The 15,613-nt window shown below is 39.0% G+C and carries 17 protein-coding genes; 8 read left to right on the forward strand and 9 right to left on the reverse strand.

The annotated features are described in order from the left end of the window. Positions 1-57 precede the first annotated feature (57 nt). Positions 58-300, forward strand: coding sequence for a DUF2789 domain-containing protein (locus tag EXE10_RS00495; RefSeq protein WP_068973718.1), 243 nt, complete (start codon positions 58-60; stop codon positions 298-300). A gap of 113 nt (positions 301-413) precedes the next feature. Here the strand turns inward: EXE10_RS00495 and EXE10_RS00500 are convergent, their stop codons facing one another. Beyond that, the gene (locus EXE10_RS00500; protein WP_130111999.1) at positions 414-1,271 is read right to left on the reverse strand and encodes a LysR family transcriptional regulator; all 858 of its coding nucleotides are present in this window, start codon (positions 1,269-1,271) and stop codon (positions 414-416) included. A gap of 436 nt (positions 1,272-1,707) precedes the next feature. Between EXE10_RS00500 and EXE10_RS00505 the strand changes: the two genes are divergently transcribed. Continuing rightward, entirely contained in the window at positions 1,708-2,370 is a 663-nt protein-coding gene (locus EXE10_RS00505; protein ID WP_130112000.1) for a hypothetical protein, read from the forward strand. A 24-nt stretch (positions 2,371-2,394) separates the two neighbouring features. Here the strand turns inward: EXE10_RS00505 and EXE10_RS00510 are convergent, their stop codons facing one another. Next, positions 2,395-2,643 carry a DUF2061 domain-containing protein gene (locus EXE10_RS00510; RefSeq protein WP_171422349.1) on the reverse strand — a complete coding sequence of 83 codons (249 nt, stop codon included), beginning with the start codon at positions 2,641-2,643 and terminating at the stop codon, positions 2,395-2,397. Between the two features lie 237 nt (positions 2,644-2,880). Here EXE10_RS00510 and leuC point away from each other — a divergent pair, with 237 nt between their 5' ends. The 4 genes from leuC (at position 2,881) to leuB (ending at position 6,811) form a co-directional block, all read left to right on the forward strand. After that, a complete protein-coding gene (gene leuC / locus EXE10_RS00515) occupies positions 2,881-4,329 on the forward strand; it encodes a 3-isopropylmalate dehydratase large subunit (protein ID WP_068973713.1) in 1,449 nt (482 codons plus the stop codon). Positions 4,330-4,343: 14 nt separating this feature from the next. After that, positions 4,344-4,994, forward strand: coding sequence for a 3-isopropylmalate dehydratase small subunit (gene leuD / locus EXE10_RS00520; protein ID WP_130112001.1), 651 nt, complete (start codon positions 4,344-4,346; stop codon positions 4,992-4,994). Positions 4,995-5,118: 124 nt separating this feature from the next. Next, the gene (locus EXE10_RS00525; RefSeq protein ID WP_130112002.1) at positions 5,119-5,691 is read left to right on the forward strand and encodes a hypothetical protein; all 573 of its coding nucleotides are present in this window, start codon (positions 5,119-5,121) and stop codon (positions 5,689-5,691) included. Between the two features lie 40 nt (positions 5,692-5,731). Next, on the forward strand, positions 5,732-6,811 hold the full coding sequence (leuB, locus tag EXE10_RS00530; RefSeq protein ID WP_087552183.1) for a 3-isopropylmalate dehydrogenase: 1,080 nt from the start codon (positions 5,732-5,734) through the stop codon (positions 6,809-6,811). Between the two features lie 95 nt (positions 6,812-6,906). Here leuB and EXE10_RS00535 read toward each other — a convergent pair whose 3' ends face one another. Further along, positions 6,907-7,314: a hypothetical protein gene (locus EXE10_RS00535; protein WP_087552182.1), complete on the reverse strand. Its 408-nt coding sequence runs from the start codon at positions 7,312-7,314 to the stop codon at positions 6,907-6,909. 160 nt (positions 7,315-7,474) lie between these two features. Here EXE10_RS00535 and EXE10_RS00540 point away from each other — a divergent pair, with 160 nt between their 5' ends. Further along, positions 7,475-7,843 carry a lysozyme inhibitor LprI family protein gene (locus EXE10_RS00540; RefSeq protein WP_130112003.1) on the forward strand — a complete coding sequence of 123 codons (369 nt, stop codon included), beginning with the start codon at positions 7,475-7,477 and terminating at the stop codon, positions 7,841-7,843. Positions 7,844-7,919: 76 nt separating this feature from the next. Here the strand turns inward: EXE10_RS00540 and infA are convergent, their stop codons facing one another. Continuing rightward, entirely contained in the window at positions 7,920-8,141 is a 222-nt protein-coding gene (gene infA / locus EXE10_RS00545; RefSeq protein WP_004718087.1) for a translation initiation factor IF-1, read from the reverse strand. 228 nt (positions 8,142-8,369) lie between these two features. On the opposite strand from infA, the gene EXE10_RS00550 reads away from it, so the two are divergent. Beyond that, on the forward strand, positions 8,370-9,380 hold the full coding sequence (locus EXE10_RS00550) for an AraC family transcriptional regulator (protein WP_068973707.1): 1,011 nt from the start codon (positions 8,370-8,372) through the stop codon (positions 9,378-9,380). Positions 9,381-9,480: 100 nt separating this feature from the next. Here EXE10_RS00550 and truA read toward each other — a convergent pair whose 3' ends face one another. From truA to asd, 5 genes are all read right to left on the reverse strand, one after another. After that, positions 9,481-10,278: a tRNA pseudouridine(38-40) synthase TruA gene (truA, locus tag EXE10_RS00555; RefSeq protein WP_130112004.1), complete on the reverse strand. Its 798-nt coding sequence runs from the start codon at positions 10,276-10,278 to the stop codon at positions 9,481-9,483. A gap of 8 nt (positions 10,279-10,286) precedes the next feature. Continuing rightward, positions 10,287-11,273, reverse strand: coding sequence for an asparaginase domain-containing protein (locus EXE10_RS00560; RefSeq protein WP_130112005.1), 987 nt, complete (start codon positions 11,271-11,273; stop codon positions 10,287-10,289). Between the two features lie 79 nt (positions 11,274-11,352). Continuing rightward, positions 11,353-12,648 carry a hypothetical protein gene (locus EXE10_RS00565; protein WP_130112006.1) on the reverse strand — a complete coding sequence of 432 codons (1,296 nt, stop codon included), beginning with the start codon at positions 12,646-12,648 and terminating at the stop codon, positions 11,353-11,355. 50 nt (positions 12,649-12,698) lie between these two features. Then, positions 12,699-14,219, reverse strand: a complete 1,521-nt coding sequence (locus tag EXE10_RS00570; RefSeq protein WP_130112007.1) for a FimV family protein — start codon at positions 14,217-14,219, stop codon at positions 12,699-12,701. Positions 14,220-14,380: 161 nt separating this feature from the next. Next, on the reverse strand, positions 14,381-15,499 hold the full coding sequence (gene asd / locus EXE10_RS00575; RefSeq protein WP_068973703.1) for an aspartate-semialdehyde dehydrogenase: 1,119 nt from the start codon (positions 15,497-15,499) through the stop codon (positions 14,381-14,383). Between the last annotated feature and the right edge of the window lie 114 nt (positions 15,500-15,613).

Below are 15,613 nucleotides of genomic sequence, written 5' to 3' on the forward strand. Positions count from 1 at the left end.
AAAATAAAAATGCTATGTTGGTTTTAGAATTTTTTAGAAACTGCTGGAGAAAATAAAATGAGCCAAACACGTCCAAGAATGACTAATTTATTTGAACAACTGGGTTTGGATTCAAGTGAAGCGGGAATTGCAAAATTTATCGAAACCCATCAGTTAGATGCAGATACAACTATTGTCCAAGCCAATATCTGGTCAGAATCACAACGCCAATTTTTAGCTGAAAAGATTAAGTCAGATGGTGAGTGGGCACTTGTTGTAGATCAACTGAATGAGTCATTACATGAAGACTCTGTGAAATAAAATATTGAGATTCTGATGATTCAAAAACTGCATTTCTAGAGAAGTGCGGTTTTATTTGTATAGATGATATGCCGAGCAGTTTAAAGATTGCTCGGCATTTTAAGTATTTAAAACTACTTCATCATTTCAATCAGTTCTTGCACCGCACGTGATTGTGTACGCGCAGGATGCCAGACCATGCCTAATTGACGATTCATTTCAAAAGGAATATCCAGTTGATGTAAGTCTTGATTGAGCAAAGTCTTGGGTAAAACAGACCAACCTAGACCAATCGAAACTAACATTCGAATCGATTCAAGCGGATTATTGCTCATGGTGATCTTCGGTTTTAAGCCTTGCTTTTCAAATTCCGCCAAGGTGATTTGACTGGTATAGGTTTGCGCTGCTGGAAGTAGACTAGGATATTCAATCAAATCTTCTAATTTGAGATTTTTCTTTTGTGCAAGTGGATGAAATGGTGCAACCACAAAAACCAAAGGATCATTCCAAATGGTGATATAACTCAGACGCTCATCACCTTGAGGCGGAAGTGTAAGGAATGCAAGCTCTAAATCACCCGCAAGTACTTGTTCATGCGCCTGTTCCGAATCGACAAAATGCACATCCAATTTCACTTCAGGAAATTGTTGAACATATTTTTTTAAATGCTGTGGTAAATGATGCAAACCAATATGGTGACTGGTACCAATCTTTAATTTTCCACGGACTTCGCCTTGTTCATGGCTTAGTGTATGGTGAATGTCACCTAATTCATTTAACCAACTTTTAACTTTAGGCAATAGTGAATGAGCCGCATGCGTCGCTTGCACACCACGTCCCGCAGACTCAAAAAGTTTGACGCCAAAATATTCTTCTAAACTATGTATTCGTTTGGTGACAGCAGGTTGGGTAATAAACAGATGTTCTGCTGCCATGGAAATAGATCCTGTTTCCATTACTTTTACGAAAGCTTCAAAGGCTGCTAAATTCATTGTCTATCCATCCATAAAGAAATTTTATGCGTAATTTATTATTTAGAAATTTTAAGAATAAATCAAAGTAAATTTTAAGTTTTTTTCATTGGTTGGTTTTTAAACTTATTTTTAGAATTCATGAAAAGTTTATATACAAGTTTTTGCTATATGATTTGGTCTCATTTCATTTATAGTCAGTCTATAAAAAGAACAAAAGGAAAACTATTTGAATAGAACAGTTCAAAATCCACCAACAATGACATCGATTCATTATTTTAAACAGCTTTCAAGAAGCACTTATACTGCATCATGGCTGAGATTTTTTATCACACTTATTATTCTAAATAGCATTGGCTTTGGCTTGTTGTATTTTTTAAAGTGGTATATTCCTATCATCATTACGGAAGTTATTACATTGCTTTGGTTAAGAGCTAGATTCAGTCGAATAACTAAAATGAAAGAATTAGAAAGTTTCCAAATCCCTGAGTATATCTGGACAGCATTTAGAAAAAGACATCCAAATATCAGTGTGACATCGTATAAACATATCGAGGATGGATTTAAAGATTATTTGGCATTACATATTTGGATCAAGCAAGCCTATGCGATGCCTTCTCATTCTGTGGATGCGTTATGGCATTTACTGATTGAGGAATATGATAGTTTTTATCGTGTCATGTGCGAAACTTTTTTGGGTTATCACTTAATTCACAAACCTCATGAGCAAGCTCCGACAGATTCACAGAAAATCAGTCAGCGACAACAACTGGCAAATACATGGCAGGCTGCATGTCATATACATGGATTAGATCCACAAAAAACGCATATTTTGCCACGAATATTTCAAGTCGATGCACACATTCGTTGGGAACAGGGTTTGATTTTCAGTTTACCTTTTCTGATTGCATTGTATACACAAATGAGTGCGACCTCAGCGATCCCCAATGATCAAGCCATGTCTTCGTGTTCATCCACCTCGACAACAGCATGCTCTTCAATGACCACTTCATGCACAAGTTCGGGGTCATCTCATGACTCAAATCATTCTTCTAATAGTTCAGATTCTTCGTCTTCTTGTAGCAGTTGCAGTAGTTGTGGAGGAGGCGGTGGTGATTAGCACCTCCTCATTTTAAAATTTTGTTTAAGCGTTGACTTCTGCAGCTTGCGCCAACTTTTGATCTCTTTTATTCCAAATTTTCTCATGGAAGAAGAATGCGACAGCTTGTACAGTTGGCTCAACTAAACTTAATGTGATAGCCATCCATAGATTTCCTGTAATAACATAAGCCACCATCATTGCGACAGTGATGTGCATAATGTAATAACTTAAGGTTTTTTTGAAAATTCGTTGATTGGTTTGAACAAAATTTTGAATACGTGCCATGATCATCACCACAAAGATTAGAAGTTAATTAAATAATAATCATTATCATTTAAAATGTAAAAGAGAATTTTTAATTGGTGATGATTGGATTTGTGAATTAAGTTGATATTTAGAATATTTAAAAACACAAAGTAATTCCAAAAAGTTTTTAAATTAATAAAAATGATAAATTAGATTTATGTAAAAACACGGTTATAATCGACTTCAATGAAAGAATTACCCAGTCCAGTGGAGCACATCGACATGGCAGGCGAAAACCAAAAAGCAAAAACTGAAAATACAAAAACGTTGTATGACAAATTGTGGGATGACCACTTAGTAAAACAACGAGATGATGGCTCTGCATTACTCTATATCGACCGTCATTTATTGCATGAAGTCACTTCTCCACAAGCGTTTGAAGGCTTGCAATTGGCAGGTCGTACACCTTGGCGTTTAAGTGCCAACGTGGCAACACCTGACCATAACGTACCAACGTCGACCAAAGAGCGTTCGGAAGGAATTGCAGGGATCGAAGATGATACTTCACGTATCCAAGTACAAACTTTAGATGACAACTGTAAAACTTTTAATGTGGTTCAATTCGACATTAATGATGTACGCCAAGGGATTGCACACGTAGTTGGCCCTGAGCAAGGTTTAACTTTACCAGGTATGACCGTGGTTTGTGGTGACTCACATACAGCAACACATGGTGCATTCGGTTGTTTGGCGCATGGGATCGGAACATCAGAAGTTGAACATGTATTGGCAACCCAGTGTTTAGTTCAAAAGAAAATGAAAAACATGTTGGTACGTGTTGACGGTAAATTAGGTCAAGGCGTAACACCAAAAGACGTGGTATTGGCCATTATCGGTAAAATCGGCACTGCTGGTGGTACAGGTCATGCGATTGAATTCGGTGGCCAGGTGTTCCGTGATATGTCGATCGAAGGTCGTATGACTGTGTGTAATATGGCAATCGAAGGTGGTGCTCGTGTGGGTATGGTCGCTGTTGATGACAAAACCATTGAATACGTAAAAGATCGTCCGTATGCACCTAAGGGTGAACAGTGGGATGCTGCTGTGGCGTATTGGAATACTTTAGTTTCTGATGAAGGCGCACATTTCGATACTGTTGTAGTATTGCAAGGTGAAGAGATTGAACCGCAAGTGTCGTGGGGAACTTCACCTGAAATGGTGATTCCTGTGTCACAAGCTGTTCCTACTTTGGAACAGGCGAAAGATGATGTACAGCGTAATGACTGGACACGTGCTTATCAATATATGGGCTTGAATGGCGGTCAGGCATTGGCAGATATTCAATTAGACCGTGTATTTATCGGTTCATGTACTAACTCACGTATTGAAGACATTCGTGCAGCAGCAGAAGTTGCTAAAGGCAAAAAAGTTGCTTCAACAATTAAACAAGCGATGGTTGTTCCAGGTTCTGGTTTAGTTAAAGCGCAAGCAGAAGCAGAAGGTTTGGATAAAATCTTGGTTGAAGCTGGTTTTGAATGGCGTGAACCAGGTTGTTCAATGTGTTTGGCAATGAATGCGGACAAATTACAACCAGGTGAGCACTGTGCATCAACCTCTAACCGTAACTTTGAAGGTCGTCAGGGTAATGGTGGTCGTACACATTTGGTGAGTCCAGCCATGGCAGCTGCGGCGGCAATCGCAGGTCATTTTGTTGATGTGCGTACATTCTAATAGGAGCATGGATCATGAAAAAATATACCGTTGAACAAGGTATCGTTGCACCATTAGACCGTGCCAATGTCGATACAGATTTAATTATTCCAAAACAGTTTTTGAAATCCATCAAACGTACAGGTTTTGGCGAAAACTTATTTGATGAATTGCGTTATTTGGATGAAGGTTTTTTAGGTCAGGACAATTCAAAACGTTCTAAAAATCCTGATTTCACTTTGAACCAACCACGTTATCAAGGTGCTTCTATCTTGATTTCACGTGCAAATTTCGGTTGTGGTTCAAGCCGTGAGCATGCGCCGTGGGCATTGGAAGAATACGGTTTCCGTACCGTGATTGCGCCAAGTTATGCCGACATTTTCTTCAATAACAGCTTTAAAAACGGCATGTTGCCTGTGATCTTGTCTGAAGAGATTGTAGATCAGTTATTTAAAGAATGTTTTGCCAATGAAGGCTATCAGTTAACTATTGATTTGGAAGCGCAAGAGGTACGTACACCAAATGGCGAAGCATTCAAATTTGAAGTTGATCCATTCCGTAAACATTGTTTATTAAATGGTTTGGATGATATTGGTTTAACTTTGCAAGCTGCGGATGATATTCGAGCTTATGAAGAAAAAACCAAAGCGGCTCGTCCTTGGGTTTTTGCTGAAATTCAAGGCTAAATTTCAAATTGAATTTTAAGTTATTGATAAACATTTATGCATAGCGTGAATGCCTAACTCTTGCTAACATGCGAAACATAACAAAAGATATGTTGATGTGGTGCGCAAGGGTTGGGACTGAATAATGACAAAGTTTTTAGGCAGTAGTGTTTTAATTGCAATATTGAGCCTGTTGTTAAGTGCGTGTCAGTCAAGTCAAATGATTGATAAGGTCAGAATCAACAAAGCTGGTTTGAAGCATCAAAGCCTAAATACTGTAACCGTTTATTGTTCAGGTGCAGAACATTGTGAATTTGCTAGATTAAATGATTTGATCATTACACAAGAACATGGACAGCGCGCGAATCGTAAGGCGATTAACAAAGGTTATTTGAAACTGACAGGTGAACCTTTAGATCGTAATGGTGTTTATCTGACGATTCCACCACAGCAATATGAAATGGTGATTCGGTTTTATCCCATTACCAAACAACATGCTGAAGTGTTCCATGTGATTCATGATTTTAAAGCGAATCAACAATATACATTCAAAATGTATCGCCAAAGAACACGTCAAGGTTCAGGCAGTTTGCTGAATGTTTCTGCGCCGACACCTTTGTGTGTCGATATGATTCAAGAAAAACGAACGATTCGCCGTTTCTGTCGCCCACATAATGCGGTGACAGGTGTGAGCGAATTTATTGAACAAAAGATTTAATCTCACATCAGCACTATGCTGAATACAAATGGAACTACAAATGTCTAAACAAATTTTGATTTTGGCAGGTGATGGTATCGGTCCAGAGATCGTTGCCGCTGCTGAAAAAGTACTTACACGTGTCAATGAAAAATTTAATTTAGGTTTGACGTGGGAACATGGTTTATTGGGTGGTGCTGCGATTGATGCACATGGTTCACCTTATCCAGAGGTAACTTCTGAACAGGCGAAAAAAGCCGATGCAATTCTTTTAGGTGCAGTTGGTGGTCCTAAATGGGATACGATTGAGCGCTCAATCCGTCCTGAACGTGGTTTATTAAAAATCCGTAGCGAATTAAATCTATTCGCAAACTTACGTCCTGCGATTCTTTATCCGCAATTGGCTGATGCTTCAAGCTTAAAACCTGAAATTGTATCTGGTTTAGATATTTTGATCGTTCGTGAATTGACTGGTGGTATTTACTTCGGTCAACCACGTGGTATTCGTGAACTTGAAAATGGTGAAAAACAAGGTTTTAACACCGATGTTTATGCTGAATCTGAAATCAAACGTATTGCCAAAGTTGCTTTTGAAATGGCAAATCTTCGTGGTGGTAAAGTGTGTTCAGTGGATAAAGCCAATGTACTCGAAGTAACTGAGCTTTGGAAACAAACTGTGACCGCAATGAAAGAAGAGCAGTATCCAAATATTAATCTTTCACACATGTATGTAGACAATGCTGCAATGCAGTTGGTTCGTGCGCCTAAACAATTTGACGTGATTGTGACAGGTAACTTATTCGGTGACATCCTTTCTGATGAAGCTGCGATGTTGACAGGTTCTATTGGTATGTTGCCATCTGCATCATTGGATGAAAATGGTAAGGGTATGTATGAACCATGTCATGGTTCTGCCCCTGATATTGCAGGTCAAAACGTGGCGAATCCACTTGCAACGATTCTTTCTGTGGCGATGATGCTTCGCTATACCTTCCGTGAAGAAACAGCGGCTAAAGCGATAGAAGATGCTGTAGGCAATGTTTTAGATCAAGGTTTACGTACAGGTGACATCATGTCTGAAGGCATGAGCAAAGTTGGTACAGTTGAAATGGGCGAAGCTGTTGTTGCAGCTATTGCTTAATTTTTAATGGTTTCAAAAAACGCAGCTTAGAGCTGCGTTTTTTTATGGTTTAATTTTTAATCTTGTTTCTTATAACAGGTTTTTGAGTTTTAGTATTAACAAGCCCGACCACTATATTGTATAGACTCTGCAATATGTTGTTTAAGCTTAAATGTGACTGTGCAATTAAAATTAACGTCATAACTTGGCATCGCAGTTGTATCATAGCGAATTACAGGTGCTCCCATTGCATTTGATCCGACTGTCGCATTTCCTCCAGATATGGGGATGCTTAATGGTCGAAGAATGGTGTAACTCAGCTCATCATCCGTGGTTTTTACAGTTTGGCTGACTTTATATCCTAATGCGCTGAAGTCTAAACTCTTTTGAATATCAGTACTATTTTGTCCAATAAATTGTTGCAGATAAGCATTTAAATCCGCAGGGCGCGTATCCAGACTTTGGCATCCAGTGATTAAACCGATACCGATGAGAATGATCAGATAATGTAGAGGTAATTGCATGATGGTCACCTTTACGGAGTTTGATTAAAAAACATTGCTTTATTTATATAAGGTGTCATCTTAGTGTAATAAATAAGCAGAAAGTCTGTAGATATTTACCTATTATATTAAAGACAATTGATTGATGAATTGTAAAAGGAATGTTCAAAGGATTTGAATCATGAAGAAGTTTGTACTGATTGGATGTAGTTATTTTCTGATCTCTTTTCTGCCTGCAACAGGTTTTGCGCAGGTATGCGATGCTCAAAATCTAGAGTGTGGTAAAAAACAATTTACAATATTACAGAATGAAGTAAAGCAGAAATATCAACAACTCAGAGCAAAATTAACAACGAATCAGAAAAAGAATTTACAGTATTCTCAATTGGCTTGGATGAATCAGCGGGATGCGACTTGCGCGCGTGAGATTGATAAATCGAACGCAGTCGGTTGCCATTTAAATGCTTTGCAAACACGGAATACTTGGCTAGATACGCAGATTTCAATGTGTAAAGAACAGACTTGCCAAACAATCGTTTTAGATCGTTGAGCATAAGATTGGGTACGAGAACGGAAGTTTGATAATGAAAAAGCCACTTAAATGTGGCTTTTGCTTACACTAAAACTTAGCGTGCGCGATAAGTAATGCGACCTTTTGTTAAATCATAAGGTGTCATTTCAACTTTTACATTATCGCCAGTTAAAATACGAATGTAATGTTTACGCATTTTACCAGAAATGTGAGCAATCACTTCGTGACCGTTTTCTAAACGCACACGGAACATAGTATTAGGAAGCGTTTCGGTGACAACGCCTTCGAACTCGATAAGTTCCTCTTTATTGGCCATAGCCTACCTGATGATCAAATTGGAAAGGCGCAAATTATAGGCAATTTTTTATAGAAAAACAAGATTATTCGGTATTTCAAGGTGGCAGATGACTTGAAAATAGGCGAACATATTGTTAAACAATTTCTACAAAAAAAAGCGGATAAATATTGTCAGTTCGGTCAATCGACGGTAATCTAAATCAAAGGTTTTAAGTATAAATGAATAACATACAAGGAAGGGCACTACGTGAGTCAGCTAACTGATGCTTCGGTTGTTTTACGATTAGGCTATCAAGCGATCCGTCGTGCAGGATTGCCGACAGAAGAAATATTATCAAAAGCAGGCGTAGCTTTAGGTCAAGTCGATCAGAATGCACGTACACCACTGAATGCACAGTTTGCATTTTGGGTGGCTGCTGAGGAAGTCAGCAATGATCCTGACATTGGATTGCACCTTGGTGAGCATTTGCCATTATACCGAGGGCAGGTCATCGAGCACCTATTCATTTCCAGTGAAAACTTTGGTGAAGGACTAAAGCGTGCATTGGCCTATCAGCGTCTGATCAGTGATGCTTTTCACGCTAAATTGATTGTTGATGATGAAGGGCGTTGCTATCTGACCAATGGTGAACAACCTTGGGGTGAAAATATTGTCAATCGTCATTTTTCAGAATGTGCTATTTCTGGAATTTTACGTTTCTTTAAATTCATCACTGAAGGAAGATTTGAACCGATTTATATCGATTTTAATTTTACGCAAGGTGCATCTGATGGTGAGTATTATCGTGTGTATGGCTGCCCTGTGAGTTTGGGACAAAAAGAAACGCGCTTGTATTTTGATCCATCGATTCTTGATTATCCATTGTGGCAAGCTGAACCTGAACTATTGCAGTTACATGAGCAATTGGCGATTGAGAAGCTGCAAGAACTTGCACGTTATGATTTGGTTGGTGAGGTACGCCGTGCGATTGGTTCAACGCTTGAAAGCGGTGAAACGACGCTTGAAACGGTTGCAGCACAGCTTAGTATTACACCACGTCGTTTACGTACTCAGCTTTCGGAAGCCAATACCAGTTTTCAACAGATTCTTTCAGACTATCGTTGTCGTCTTGCGAAGAAGTTGTTGGCGAATACCAATGAGAGTGTGGAGCGGATTGTGTATCTAACAGGTTTCTCTGAGCCAAGTACATTCTATCGAGCATTTAAGCGTTGGACGAATGAGACACCTGTGGAATATAGAAAACGTAAACAGCGTTAAATCTCTTTATTCTAGATACCCTCCCTTAATCCCTCCCACAGGGAGGGAGACTTTCATTGTGAATTAAATGCACAATGAAATACTCATTCTTCTTCAAATATTATTCAGGCATATTGAGCCAATGTGGCCCTAAAGGCATTTTCGGCAATTCAAATTGTTCTGGGTAATCGGCATGGATGAAATAAAGCCCATCAGGTGGGGCAGTAATTCCCGCCGCCTTGCGATCTTCGGCAGCAAAAATTTCATCAATATGGTCAATTTCATATAAGCCTTGACCGACTTCAAGCAAGCACCCCATGATGTTACGTACCATATGATGTAAGAAACCATCGGCTTGAATATCCAGCACTAAATAATTGCCATGACGAATCAAACGGCAATGTTTTACATGACGCACAGGTTGATTGGACTGACAAGCTGCTGCACGGAAACTTTCAAAGTTATGTGTACCTTCAAATTTTTGTGCTGCTTCAATCATTTTGTCTACATCTAGAGGATAGTAGGCATGTGTGACTTGTTTATGTAGTAAGGCTGGACGATTTGCCGACTGATAAACGACATAGCGATAACGACGTGCTTTGGCTTTAAAACGGGCATGAAAGTCCATGTCCATTTCTTTAATCCACTGAATCGAAATGTCTTTTGGTAATTGGCTGTTTGAGCCCATGAGCCAACCACGTATTGGGCGAATCGCATTGGTATCGAAATGTGCCACCATATTGGTGGCATGTACGCCTGCATCGGTACGACCTGCACCATGTAGAATGATTGGTTCATCAGCAATCTTACTGAGCACTTTTTCCATGGTTTCTTGGATACTACGCACGCCAGCCTGTTGAGTCTGCCAACCTTTATACCGCATACCACAAAACTCAATACCAATTGCAAAGCGTTGCATAATTTCCTCTATTCAGGCTGATGGTCTAAATGATCATACCAATGATCGTGCCATTGTTCAGAAGTCGGGTATTGTAAATAAATTTTCAAAATTTTGGCATAAAGATCTGCCTGACTGAGTGCATCACTGACTAAAATTTTAGAATCTTGAATCCATTGACTGATCGCATAGCGTTGATCCATACCACCAAATAGCACTTGAGTAGACAAGATAATTTGGCAACCGTTATCTTGTAGTGACTTAAAATGTTGGATAATGCGTTCATTTACAGCAAGATTCCCAACCCCATACGCTTGAATAATCAAGAAATGTGGTGCTTGTTTGATGAGTGCTTCAAGATTATTTTTGAATTGTTGTAATTCAGTTGGAATCATCATCCAATTGAGAATATTTAAGGTCTTGGCTTTTTCAAGATGTGAAAGTTGAACATTCACAACATTTTGATTTGTTCTTAGGCTCTGATCTGCCTTTTGTCCTCTAAAAGCATCTAAGGCTGTGCTATGGGCTTTTAAAGCTGTTCGTGCATGGATAACTTGGTGGAAGAAAGCCAGATAAACACCAACGGGGAGCTTTGTTACAGCATCTAAAGCAGTATTTAAATTATCCATCGCATCGGTAAATTCACGGGTATTATCTCCCTGAATATTCAGCAAGGGATATTGACTACCTGTGAGCACAACATGGCATGAATCGCCTAAGAAGCGTGATAGGGTAGCACTTGCATAACTTAATGTGTCTGTGCCATGAATTACCACAAAATGCTCGAAATTTTGTAATTGCAAGCTTTGAATCTGTTGAATCAGTTTGAGCCAATCCATAGCAGTGCAAGCACTACTATCTTTAATACTCGGTGCTTTAAAACATTCGATTTTAAGGTGAGGAGGGAGAACACGTTTAAGTTGAGGAATAAACTCTGTCTCTGGCATGGGTGCTAATGGTTCACCAATGCATCCAAAAGTTCCACCCATGTAAATTAGCGCAATTTTCTTATTCATGATTCTCTGGCTCGTAATTTTCCATATCCACAATAAAAAAGCAGCCATAAATGACTGCTTTATCTTAAATCAAATTGGTTTATGACGCGATTTGATTGAGTAAAGTTTGTGATTGTTGTCGTTGTTGAGGTGTATATGCTGTTTCATCTTGGGTGAGTAACTCTCGAGCAGAAGCATATGCACCTAAGTGAATATATTGTTGAGCAAGATCTAAGTTCAACTGGATTTCATTCACTTCTGCAAGTTCAGGGAATGATTTGACCAATGGATCATTTACTTCGGCTGATATAGCTACAGTTGTAGGGCTTGATGTATCTAAATTGAATGTAGATGCAACAGGTACTTCTTGTTCAATAGTTTCAGTTTTTTGATCTAGATCAAAGCTGAAACTCGGTTGAGTTTCGGTTTCACTTGGTGTGAGTTTGAATTCAGCTTCATGAGATGGCTTTAATTCTTCTAATACTGGTTCTTCAACAACAGGAGTGAGTGTAGGCTCTGCAAAATCAAGCTTAAACTCAGGCGCAATTTCAGTTGGCTTTTCAATTGATGGCTCTACCTGATTCGGTGTAAAGCTAAATTCGAGCGGTGCTACAGTTTCAGCTTTAACTACTTCTACAGGTTGCGTCACTTCAAAAGCAGGTGCTGTAGTTGTGGTCTCCGCTGGTTCTTGCGTTGTAGGGGTTAGCGTAAACTCTAAGGGTTGAATCGGTTCAGGAGATTTTTCTGTTGCTGGTGCAGTGATTGTCGGAGTACTAAACTCAAGTGATTCAATCTTATTCTCAGTAGGTTCAGGTACAGGTTGTGCTGTTTCTGATACGGAATTAGTTTCAATTAGTGCATCAAAGGCAGTTGTGTCTTTAGTTGCAGGTGCTGTTGAAACAAAAGCAATTGATTCAATTGGTTTTGTAGTTTGTGTTGTTTGGCGACGCTCTTCCGCTTGTATAACAATATCATCCAAGCCTAATGAACGAATATGCTTAATGAGTTGGTTGACTGCAAACTCATCTTTTTGAGCTAAATGAACATCGAGTAAATACAAATAAAGCTCATGCTGAGAGTTATCTTGGTTTAATGCTTGGTTTATTTTTGCTTCAGCAGATGAGTAGCTCTTATCTTTGATTAACTTTTCAATGCTTTGTTTAAGATCTACACTTAAAGATTTAGCTTCTTGCTTAACAACAATAGGAACTTCTACAACTGGGCTTTGTGTTCGTTGTGTTGTACGTGCAGTTCGGGCAACATTTTTCTTTGCTGATTTTTTATTGTTGGCTCTATTAGTACTCGTACTATTATTTTCTTTATTGGCATCTTCGCGTTTCTTTAAAACGATAGCGACAACCAAAAGTAGAACAAATGGAATCACATACAACAACATTTTATTTCCCCTTCATTGAGTTCAATGAATCAATATCCTTTAATGAAGAACTAACTATTTGGTTTATTCGCACTTTTATCTTTTAATTGCTGTTGCAATTGAGCTAATCGTGCATTTAATAATTGAATTCGTTGATTCTTTTGCTGTAAAGCTGAAGCAAGTTGAGTCACATTCTTCTGTAATTTAACTGTTTTTTCACGAGATGTCATAACTTTTGTAGAAAGTTCAGCATTTGTTTGATTTATTTGAGTATTTTTATTTGCAGAACCTTGGGCTGAATTTTGTTCATTGTCCGCAACTAAGCTCATTTCTGCCTGATCTAAGCGATATTTTGCAGCTCCTGACTGTTTTTGAGTAACAACAGGTGCCTGTGTTGGGACTTTGTATTTTGTCGGAGGTGTTTGTTGATAACTAGCAGCTAGGTTGAGTGCTGCTCCACGACGAATACGATTGACATCGCCTTGAATGAAAGCACTCCGATTATTGTCTTTGATTTGGCGCATCACATCAGGGATGCTTTGATGGGTTTCTGCGGCTATACGTGACGCAATTGCCCATAGCGATTCATTTGCTTGGACAATATGCTGAGGATTTTGATTATTGCCTTGATTGGTCTCGACTTTTTTACTTTCGTTTTTCCTATTTTCATTTTTCTTGTTATCGCTTTTTTGAGCTTTATGAGTTTCAGGCTTTGCAGTTTGCGATTTGGCTTGCTGTGCTGGAGTTGTTTTTTGAGGTGATTGAGTCTCTATCGTTTGAACTGTATCTGTTTGAGTTTTTTCAGATTGAATTTGCTCTGGTGGACGAGGGGCTTGAGCAATAGCCGGTGCTGCTGTCTCTTTTTGTGTTTCTGTTTTGGCTACTTCATTTTTAATAGCCGAGTTATTGTTGACTGGCACTACTGTTGTAGTTTGTGTCGTTGTTTCTATCTTTGAAGTTGGTGCGCTTAAAGAAGGTGTGTTTAAAGTAGGTGGAGCAATAACGCTGATTGTGAGCGGGCGTTGAGCGTTGGTCATAGGGGATGTGTCAACTTGAGTATTTGCTGTTGACGGTGCTTGAGGCACATTGCTTTTATATTGAGTGCTCGTCGGTAAATTCAGTGCAATATCTTTTTCACTCACAATCACTTGAGGCATAAGCGGTTTTTCATTTGCCGCAGTTTTCAGCATAGGTGCTGGAACATTATTCCGACCACGAGTCAATGGTGTTTTAATCTGCTTTAAATGAGTGGCATTACCTTCTTTGATTTTTACTAAAATATTGAGTTCTGAATCAATTAATGGGCGTGAAGAAGTAATGACAATAACACCACTGCCATCATTTGAACGACGTGTGTAAAAGTTTAAATGTCCTGGAGTTTGCGTTGCCACACCAATATTTTGAATATCATCAGCACTTGCTAGACCTGCTTCGATTTTGTCACTCGGATTGGAATTGCTAAACTTCATTTCTGCATAAAGTAGTTCCCCAGCTCCTGATTGAACTTGAATCGGATCAATCGTGATCGCATTTACAGTTTGCGAAGTCATAATGGCTAAAATGGCAATTTTTAATTTGTTATATCCGGTCATCTCTGTCCATTGCTCTGACGAAGTACGCGCATTTAAATTATACAATATCTAAATGTAATCTAGATGCAAATTATTAACACAAGAGTTACATAAATATAGTTACATAAAAAAGCCGATCAAGATAGATCGGCTTTTTCAATGTTTAATACTTTTTTGTGAAATTACGCATTCTTATAATCGATTAAGATACGTAACATACGACGTAAAGGTTCTGCAGCACCCCAAAGAAGTTGGTCACCAACAGTAAATGCGCCTAAATATTCTTTACCCATATTCAATTTACGTAAACGACCCACAGGTACAGAAAGTGTGCCAGTTACTGCTACTGGTGTTAAATCCGTCATCGATGCTTCACGGGTATTTGGAACAACTTTCGCCCATTGATTAGACTGACGAATCATATCTTCGATTTCATCAAGCGGGACATCTTTTTTCAATTTCAATGTTAAAGCTTGAGAGTGGCAACGCATTGCACCAATACGAACACAGTGACCATCAATTGGTACGATTTGTTGATTACCCAAAATTTTGTTGGTTTCAACTTGACCTTTCCATTCTTCTTTTGATTGACCGCTTTCGAGTTGTTTGTCGATATATGGAATCAATGAGCCTGCAAGTGGTACACCGAAGTTTGCAGAAGGGAAGCCTTCACCACGTTGTAAATCAGCAATTTTAGAGTCGATGTCTAAGATTGCAGAACGAGGATCGTCCAATAAATCTTTGGTATTGTTGTATAAATAACCCATGCCTGTGATGAGCTCACGCATGTTTTGTGCGCCAGCACCTGAAGCTGCTTGATAGGTCATTGCAGTCATCCATTCCACTAAGTTCTGTTGGAATAATGAACCCATACCCATCAACATCAATGAAACGGTACAGTTACCACCAACGAATGTTTTAGTGCCTTTGACTAAACCATCTTTGATGACATTCAAGTTCACTGGATCAAGTACGATAATCGCTTCATCATCCATACGTAATGTAGATGCAGCATCAATCCAATAACCGTTCCAACCTTCAGCTTTAAGCTTTGGAAAAACTTCAGAGGTATAATCGCCACCTTGACAGGTAATAATGACATCCATTTGCTTCAGACTGGTAATGTCCGTCGCTTCCATAAGTGCTGGAGCAGTTTTACCACCAAAAGCAGGGGCTTCACCACCTGCGTTACTGGTAGAGAAATAGAATGGCTCAAAATGAGCAAAATCATTCTCTTCAACCATACGTTGCATAAGGACGGAACCAACCATCCCGCGCCAACCGACCAGACCTACTTTCATGTCACTTTGCCTCGGTGCGTTAATAAAAAATAAAAAGGGGGCTTGAGTGTATCAAAAGAGTGTGTAACTGCAATAGCGTACACAATGAAAACACAATTATATTGTGCAATATAT

The organism is Acinetobacter sp. WCHAc060033, assembly GCF_004209125.1.
In the GTDB taxonomy this organism is placed as follows: domain Bacteria; phylum Pseudomonadota; class Gammaproteobacteria; order Pseudomonadales; family Moraxellaceae; genus Acinetobacter; species Acinetobacter wuhouensis.